Here is an 8523-nt window from a genome sequence, read left to right as displayed (position 1 = left end):
ACATTGGCCTAATTTTTGAGGCCTTAAGAGAATGAAAAACGTCTTTATTAGCCTGATTGACGAATTAGAAATTAATTGCCCAAGATCGCTTGAAAAAGAAATCCTTCATGCAGCAAGTGAAGAGCTTATTATTAAGCACATTGAAAAAGGCTTAGACAATAATCTTTTTACCTATAAATTCTTTATTGGACAGATCACACAGAATGTCTCTATTTTGTCCCACTTCGTTATCAGCTACGAAGATGGGTATAAATTAATTAAATACATTAATGGTGCGTATTATGACAGTGCCGGAGCGGCGGTTAATCTGAATGACTTTTTAGGGTGTCGTTATTTCGAATTACGTGAAACGGCAAAAAAAGTCACGTCCGATGATCTGATCACAGAGATATACCATTTAACGCCACTGTGGTCAGTGCTGTTATTATTACTGACGCCATTTGCGTTGGTCACGCCGTTATACACCAATATATTCAATACCCGATTGGTGTATTCTAATGCGGTTACTACCTTATTTGTGGTCAGTGCTTTCTTCTTGCTGATGTATATCGGCGAGTTTTTTGCAAAACGTAAAATCAAAGAAGAATGTTTTAAAGCCAATAAGAAATCATCAAAACTGTTTGAACGTTATCTGTTCTCGTTCTTCCCTTATTTTAATGGATTTTCATATGCCAACAGTTTAAGAACGGTAGAGCAATACAGAAAGATGGTGTGGGACAGCATCCCGATGATCGCCTCTGATGCGCTGTCATTTATCTTGCTGTTTATCGCCATGAGTGTGTTCCTGTCGTGGCTCAGCGTCTACTTCCTGATGTTTTATGCGGTGATCTTTTTTATTTTCTTTGTCTACCGTTCAAAACTGTATAAGAAAATGGCCGACAACGAAAATGCGGCTAACGACATGTTGAAATTGCGTCTTTCTTATATTGATAACCGTGACAGCATCCGCTTTGTCAATAAATTCAACCTATTGAAGAAATACTACAACACTTACAATATGTCGTTGCATTACGATGAAAAAATTTCTTCCTTCAACTTCTATTGGGATGAATTAACAAAACTGGTGTCCTTTTTGGCGCTGACACTATTGTTTGTGCTGTGTTTTGCCGGGATCAGCACCTCGACATTAAACCCCGCGTATATGATTGTGTTATTTATTATCAGTTCGCGGTTGTCGGGGTTAATGGCCCAAATCGTTACGCGTCTGTCGCATTTAAAAGCTGGCCTTTATCACCTGAAACAATCCCTGGATATGTTGATGGGGGATAACATCACCAAAGACACCATGGATGATGTGGGTGTAAAAGCCGAATCGATAGATAAAATTAAACTGACAGGGTTAACCATTAAACATGATGAAACCAGTATTCTGGAGAATGTGTCGCTCAAATTGAAAAAAGGCATTCTTTATGGCCTGAAAGGGGGCGTTGGCAGCGGTAAATCCACCCTGATGAAAACATTAATTGGCAGCCACCATAACTATAAAGGGAAAATTGAGTATGCCGGTATTGATCTCAATATTCTCGATAAATCCATGCTGGAATCGAAAGTCAGTTATCTCTCGGCAGACATGAGTTTCTTCTCCGGCACGCTGTACGATAACTTTGTGTTCAGGGGCTGTAATGCACCCAAAACCATGGACGCGATATTAAAAGAGTGTTTCCCGGGGCGGAACTTTGACTACCAGAACCTGTATGTGGATGACATTGACCATATCCCGATGTCTACCGGCCAGAAACGGAAACTGCTGTTCCTAATGGCGATATTGAGCAATGCCGATGTGTATGTGTTGGATGAATCTTTGGTCAACCTGTCACCTGAAGACGTGATGAAATGCCTTGGCTTGCTGAGAAAATACGCGGCGCAATCGATTGTGATCCTTTCCAGTCACAACGATTCGGTGCTGTCAGCGTGCGATGTGGTGCTGGAAATCAAAGACAAAACCATTATTGAACACCAATAAAGCAGGCAAGCTGGAGATGTTTCTGTCTAATCCTTTGTTATTGTTGGTTTATTTTTTGAACGGGTTTCTGTGGCAAAAATTGACAAAAGACACAGAAATTCTGAATTGCCTAATTTTATAGGCTTTTATTGTGGTTGAAGATACAGTTAACAAGACACGTCTGTCTGGTGTGGTAAAGCTTCAACCAAGCCAGGTGGTACAAGGTGCGATTGGGATTTTGTGCCAGTGATTGAAGGGGTTATCAGTCAGGATGGAAAAATATTCTCCGAGTTTTGTCGCGTTTTTTCACTGTTTATTTTTCTTGGAGGTATATAGATTTTAAGGGAGAGAGCGGAGTCGTCTTTCGGAGTTAAAAAACTTTCACCAGAGACAGAGACTGTTCATTAGTTATAAGTTGAGCGACATGTCGAAATTGTTGCATCTGCTCTCTGTATAACTAACATCAATATTTGTAGAATTAACCATTTTGGAATAATTAAAGGTAAAAAGTATGTCTATAGGTTCTATGTCTAATACCAGAGCACATAGTCACACTACTGTGATTCAAGAAGATAATGCACTTAAGACGACAGAGGTAGGAAAAGAATTTGAGTCGATGGTAAAAGCGGCCGATGGTGCTGTTGAGGCGTTTATTAAAGCAAATAGCTCAGCGGCCGGTTTATCTCTGTCTGCAAGCCAATCACTGGAGCTACAACGCCTGATGGGTGACCAAAGCATTGCAACGCAAACTGGCACGTCAACGTTGAAGGCAATTAAAGATTCTATTTCATCTGCAGCACGTAATATCTAATTAATTTAATGAATCACAACGCCGGGGTATTCCGGCGTTGATGTCGTGGTGAGAAAAGGCATGGTTGAATTATTAAGTCCTGACAACGCCTATGCGGGGGTTAACCTGGTCACCTTTCTGGTGCTGGTGTTGCTCTCTGCGGTGGTGTTTATCTGTTTTAGCGGCTTTGTCAAATATTCCATTGTGCTGAATATTATTAAAAACGCCGTGGGTACCCAGCAGATCCCGCCGGCGATTGTGGTTAACCTGTTGGCGGCACTGATGGCACTGAACAGCATCTGGCCGCAGGTGCAACCGGGCATTGAACGGGTCAAACCCTATTTTTCCCAGCAAACCCAGGAGGAGTTGAATAAGCGGATTGATGAAGATCTGCCCAAAGGGGTCACCATGTATACCCTGGTCAGCCACTGGGCGGAATTTTTTCCGGAAGTACTGGAAAACGCCAAGCAGAAAACGGAAAAACTGACGGAAGTGATCACCCTGCCGTTTAATTTTGATCAGGAACATGACACCTTTAAATACTTTATCGGCAGTTTAATCTGGGATTTGTATAAAGGGTTTGAGCTGGGGCTGAAGCTCTATATTGTGTTTGTCAGTATCGACTTTTTAATTGCGGTAATATTAAGCGGCGTGGGGATGACCATGCTGTCGCCCACCGTGATATCTACGCCGGTTAAACTGGCGGTATTTTATTTTTCAGACAGCTGGACGATTTTATTTAAAGCCCTGGGGTAAACCGCATGTCAGTAAGCATGGATCAGATCCTTTTTCCTAACTGGCTGTTATTTGCGGGTTTTTATCTTTTTTTGAGAATTTTTAATCCCACGCGGCTTTATTTAGATAACACCAGTTGCCTGGCGATTGCCATTATGCTGGCGATCGGGTTAGAACAGATGCATATTCGCAGCCCTGTCACCTTTTCGTGGGTGGTGGGCTGTGTTATTTTTGCGTTCGTCTGCTCGGTGCCCTATTGGCTAAGCGGTATGGTGGGCGGCGTGTTACAGCAAATGTTGCTGCTGAATGAACAATCGGTGCAGGACCAGCGTTTTACCGAAGAATCAGAAGCGCTGGCCAAACTGTGCAGTTTGGTATTTGTGGCATTTGCGCTGGAAAACGGGGCAGTATTTAAACCGCTGTTAGATTTGATCACCAATCAACATATCACCCTGAGCGAGGTGTCGTTTTCCAGTCTTTATCATACCGTGGTGGAACACATGCAGATGATTGTCATCATCACCGGAAAATATATTATTCTGATGCTGGTGATCACCATGTGTTGCGGTTATTTGGATTTGTTTTTTAAAAAGGCGTCGCTGTCTATGTTTGTGACGCCCAATATAAAATCGATCGTGATTATTGTGCTGTTAAATATCTGGCTGTTTCATGATCAGTTCTATGTGTTTGATAAGATGATGCAGAGTTTAGGCTATGAGTAGTATTTCCCCCATCTCAGTCAGTTCCATGGCGCTACATGCGCCACAAAACATTGAATTTGAAGACGTCCTGTCACAGGAAACGCAGCGCATCGCAAAAAGTGAATCCGTGGATGGAGGCGACGTTGTTTACACTGATGATCAAATCGCAGACATGATCATTGCGAATGGGATCATCAACGAGTCCATCCGGCAGATGCGGGAAAACGAAGAAAAGCTGAAGGAGATCCTCGATGAAGCTTAGTCGGCTGTTGCTGATTTTTTGCTGTTTGTCGTTTACTGCCTCGGCCGATGTGTTGATCAAACAACAGGACATGGATTTGAGGCAGGCGCTGGATGCAATCGCCAAAGACATGCAGCTGAAACTGGTATCAAACATTGACAGCAAAACCGGATCGCAACCCATTACCCAGACCATTTCAGGGTCAGGGCCGGCGTTGCTGGCCGAACTGTCTGCTGTGTTTGATTTCGACTGGTACACCTTTGGTGGCACCCTGACTGTTCAATCCGGTCAGCAGTACCTTAATTACACCTATAAACCGAAGAACATTTCGCCTTCGCAACTGTTGGCTGAAATGAAAACAGCGTTTAAAACCAATACCACCACCAAAATCAAGCTGGTGGAACGCGGTCATTCCCTGCTGTTTTCTGGTACCCGCAGCTTCGTGACCGATGCTATGGGTTATGCCTCAATGGTGGATAAAAACCAATTCCTCGAAGCGGGGAATAACCTCGAAGTGGCTCGTATCGAGTTCAACTACATCTCAGTGTTGGATCGCAGTATTGCCACTTATGACGGTGCAGTAAATTTCCCGGGTGCGCAATCACTGATTGCGGCTGCCATTACCAATATCGGTCAATTTACTAACCTGACGGATGAGGAAATGGCGACCCGCGCGTACCGCGTAAAGCTGAGCCAGGGAGAAAAGCAGGCACTGGAAGAAGATGAAAAATCAACCAAGGTGCAGGCACTGCCCGGACCGAATGCGCTGTTAGTGCGTGGTACACAAGAAGAAGTCAAACTGGCGAAACGCATCGCAGCCCTGATTGATGTGAAGCGTCGCCAGTTGCTGTTTTCGCTGAAAGTGTATGACATCGCCACCGAGCGCAAAGAAAACCTGGGTATTGACGGTGGCTGGGTGAACGGCAGCCGGGGTATTTACGACATTGTGGTGCCGCCTTTTACTACAACGAAGGACTTCCTCAAGAATTTTCAGGCGCTTTACAGCAACGGTATTGCACGCAGTGTGTATGAAACTAACCTGTTAGTGCTGGAAAACCAGCAAGGGCAGTTTGGTAAGAAACAAACCGCCACATTGGCACTGGTGTCAAACAAGCAGATCCAGACTGAAAAAATTGAAGCGGATAACAGCTTGTACGTGACAGGGCGTTTGTTGCCATCCGGTCAGGTGCAGGCGCGTGTTCAGTATGTTGAAGAAGCACTGGATGACGAAGGTGAAGACAGAGAAAATGGTGAAGGTAGCCAACGTCCACCACGTGTAAGCTCACAATCACTGACCTCGGAAGTGTATATCAAACCGGATCAAACCGTGATTCTGGGCGGTTTTGATAATACGGTGACTGAACAACGCATCACGGGTGTGCCGCTTATTTCGCGCCTGCCGCTAGTTGGTAACTTGTTCAAATATACCTCGGAAAGTAAGCACAAATATAAGCGCTATGTGTCTATTTCATTTCAGGTAATTGAGTGATGCTGAAATGTTATTTTAAGGTAAAAGAGTCGTATCAGGATACGGTGAAATGCCGTGTCAATATTGATACGTTTGTCGGACAGGAATGTTTTGTTTACACCGTCGATGATGAGCGTATCCGGGGCGAAATTGTGAAGGTGATTGGCCCGGATCTTGAGATAAAATTGCTTCAGCCTGGTGCGGTGCAGCGGGGCGGAAAAGTGGAGATCACACCTCGGCGTTTCTGCTTCCCGTTAAATGAAGAAGCGTTGGTCGGCAAGGTCATCAACTGCTATGGCGAAAGTTTGTATGGCGACAGCTATCTCGAACAGCCGGGCGAGTTTATTGACTTGCCTATCGCGGTGGAGCCGATCCCCCTGCAAATGCGGGCACCGATTGAAACGGTGTTCCCGACCAAACTGAAGATCATCGATGGGTTGTTTACCATCGGCGAAGGGCAGCGACTGGGTTTGTTCGCGCCGGCGGGGGCGGGTAAAACCACCACGGTATCGATCATGGCGAACAATATGGACGCCGATGTGGTGATTTTTGCCATGATCGGTGAACGTGCGCGGGAAGTGGTCGAATTTCTTGAAGGGGAAATCGGCCCTGAGGTGATCAAAAAATCCATTACTATTGTGTCGACATCCGAAGCAAACCCACTGGAAAAAGTGCGTTCAGGGCTGGTGGCGGTGTCGATTGCCCGTTACTACATGGAGCAGGGCAAGAAAGTGGTGCTGTATTTCGACTCACTGACCCGTTTTGCCCGTGCCCAGGCGATGCTGGATGGCACTCCTATCAAAGGCGGGATCCCGATTGGTGTGTCACTGGCGTTGTCCCGTTTGGTGGAAAGTTGTGGTAACTCCATTCGGGGATCGGTGACCGGGATCTTTACGGTGCTGATTGAACGTGAGATTGATGATGACCCGATTGCCCATGAAGTTAAATCATTGATTGATGGACACCTTGTTTATTCCACCACCATCGCGGCGACAGGACGATATCCGGCGATTGACGTATTAAAAAGCAAAAGTCGTCTGCAAAACAAAGTGCAGGACAAGCATTACGTGCGTCTTTCAGAAAAAATCAAAGATATGGTTTATCGCTATTTCAATGTTGAGCTGTTGATCCGGGTTGGTGAATATGAAAAAGGCAACGATTTAGAAACCGATGAAGCGATCGAGTTGTATCCAAGGATCATGGAGTTCCTGAAACAAGGTTTTGAAGGCGTTGAGTATGAAGAAACCCTCCAAGAAATGGAAAGAATTTGGTCAAATTATTGAAATCGTTGATATCAGGATAGAAAAACAAGCAAGGAAGCTGGATAAGCTACAAAAAAAAAGGGCAGAAATTAAACAGGTATTATTAAGTAAATGGGATGAAATAGAGGCATTGCAACATCATTTGCAATCCATGGGAATGCAAAATGAACAAGATGGGTTGAAACGCCTCTTTATGCGACGGGAAAGCATTCGATCGAAAATAGAGTCAGCCTTCTATGATGCATCAGTGATCAAGCAAGATATGGATGAAGTCATGATTGAGATCCAGCAGGTGCAGCTAGAAAAAAGGAATTTAGAGAAAAGAAAAGATCGGCTAGTCGAAATGCGAGAACAATTAATGTATGAGTAGCACTGATAATTTTGTGTCGTTTTATCATGTTGATTCTATCGATGATCACTCTGATGAAGTGATGCCCACTCTCGTCAAAGAAGAACATGAATTTACAAAAATGCTGCAGCGGGTAGAAAAAGTTGAAACTGACGTGGGGGAGGGAGAGATAGATATAGAGGAAGAGGATGAGGATAGCGACACAGATTTATCAGAAAAAAAAGGATTTATAGAGAAAATTGAAGGAAAGGAGGATCTGGATTTCTTATTGAGCCATCAGTTCAGTTCATACATAGATTCAGAAGGATGCGATGCTCCTGGAGGATGTCAAGGAGCATTGCCACAATTTGAACAAGGCTCGTACTGCATACAATATAGACTTGTACAAGTAAATGGAAAATATGTTCGATTTGACAATAGAATAGATGAAATTAAAAACTTCAATACAATTCATTTTGAAATTGAGAGTGAGTGTTACAAGTTAGACGAAGCCATCGAGCCTGTAATGTTAGATTTTTCTAACACAATAAATGAAAGTAGCCACAATAACCATCATGAGCAAAGGGTGTACAATGATAGTCATGGTGGCGGCGGCAGTAAAAACAGTGGCGATAATAACGGTAACAATAGCGGTAATAACGAAAGCGAAGTGAATAGTTTGCAGCAAACAGAGTTCAAAGTGTCTGACAACTATTTAAACCAGATGAATGGTTTGGTTCGATATCGCGTATTTTATAAGAAAAAGTATTATATATTTGAATTTAATAACGGGTGTCTGATACAGTTGAAGCGAGGAGTCGATGACGGTTCTTGATGTGACTGCCGCCAGTCTAAGTATTTTAACAGATTCGATTATATTATTTTCAGCCGCATTTGTAATCACCGGCGTATTAGTGGGTCTTCTGCAAACAGTATTCAGTATTCAAGATCCAGGTTTGCCAATGGCAGCAAAATTGGTCGTGTTTATGGTACTGCTTACTCAATTTGGAGGCGGTATATATGAACAATTTCATCTATTATTCAAAGAGCTATAGT

The 8523-nt window shown here is 43.7% G+C and carries 10 protein-coding genes; all 10 read left to right on the top strand.

Annotation, left to right across the window (positions count from 1 at the left end):
* Nucleotides 1-31 precede the first annotated feature (31 nt).
* Complete coding sequence (locus AC6IB1_RS10885; protein WP_497569055.1) at nt 32-1963, top strand: ATP-binding cassette domain-containing protein; 1932 nt, start codon at nt 32-34, stop codon at nt 1961-1963.
* A 490-nt stretch (nt 1964-2453) separates the two neighbouring features.
* The gene (locus AC6IB1_RS10880; RefSeq protein WP_497569054.1) at nt 2454-2753 is read left to right on the top strand and encodes a hypothetical protein; all 300 of its coding nucleotides are present in this window, start codon (nt 2454-2456) and stop codon (nt 2751-2753) included.
* Nucleotides 2754-2813: 60 nt separating this feature from the next.
* Nucleotides 2814-3488: an EscR/YscR/HrcR family type III secretion system export apparatus protein gene (locus AC6IB1_RS10875; protein ID WP_497569053.1), complete on the top strand. Its 675-nt coding sequence runs from the start codon at nt 2814-2816 to the stop codon at nt 3486-3488.
* Between the two features lie 17 nt (nt 3489-3505).
* Entirely contained in the window at nt 3506-4189 is a 684-nt protein-coding gene (locus AC6IB1_RS10870; protein ID WP_497569129.1) for a type III secretion system apparatus protein VscT2, read from the top strand.
* The gene (locus AC6IB1_RS10865; RefSeq protein WP_497569052.1) at nt 4182-4430 is read left to right on the top strand and encodes a hypothetical protein; all 249 of its coding nucleotides are present in this window, start codon (nt 4182-4184) and stop codon (nt 4428-4430) included. Before AC6IB1_RS10870 ends, AC6IB1_RS10865 begins: the two co-directional genes overlap by 8 nt.
* Entirely contained in the window at nt 4420-5898 is a 1479-nt protein-coding gene (locus AC6IB1_RS10860) for a secretin GspD/PilQ domain-containing protein (protein ID WP_497569051.1), read from the top strand. The genes AC6IB1_RS10865 and AC6IB1_RS10860 overlap by 11 nt, the downstream gene beginning before the upstream one ends.
* The gene (gene vscN2, locus AC6IB1_RS10855) at nt 5898-7160 is read left to right on the top strand and encodes a type III secretion system ATPase VscN2 (protein ID WP_497569050.1); all 1263 of its coding nucleotides are present in this window, start codon (nt 5898-5900) and stop codon (nt 7158-7160) included. The genes AC6IB1_RS10860 and vscN2 overlap by 1 nt, the downstream gene beginning before the upstream one ends.
* Nucleotides 7114-7509, top strand: a complete 396-nt coding sequence (locus AC6IB1_RS10850) for a hypothetical protein (protein WP_497569049.1) — start codon at nt 7114-7116, stop codon at nt 7507-7509. Before vscN2 ends, AC6IB1_RS10850 begins: the two co-directional genes overlap by 47 nt.
* A complete protein-coding gene (locus AC6IB1_RS10845; protein ID WP_497569048.1) occupies nt 7502-8302 on the top strand; it encodes a hypothetical protein in 801 nt (266 codons plus the stop codon). Before AC6IB1_RS10850 ends, AC6IB1_RS10845 begins: the two co-directional genes overlap by 8 nt.
* Complete coding sequence (locus AC6IB1_RS10840; protein WP_497569047.1) at nt 8289-8522, top strand: flagellar biosynthetic protein FliQ; 234 nt, start codon at nt 8289-8291, stop codon at nt 8520-8522. Before AC6IB1_RS10845 ends, AC6IB1_RS10840 begins: the two co-directional genes overlap by 14 nt.
* Nucleotide 8523: the final 1 nt, after the last annotated feature.

Source organism: Grimontia sp. THUN1695 (assembly GCF_059704325.2).
Note: the sequence above shows the minus strand (reverse complement) of the source record. Positions and strands in the feature narration are given on the sequence as shown.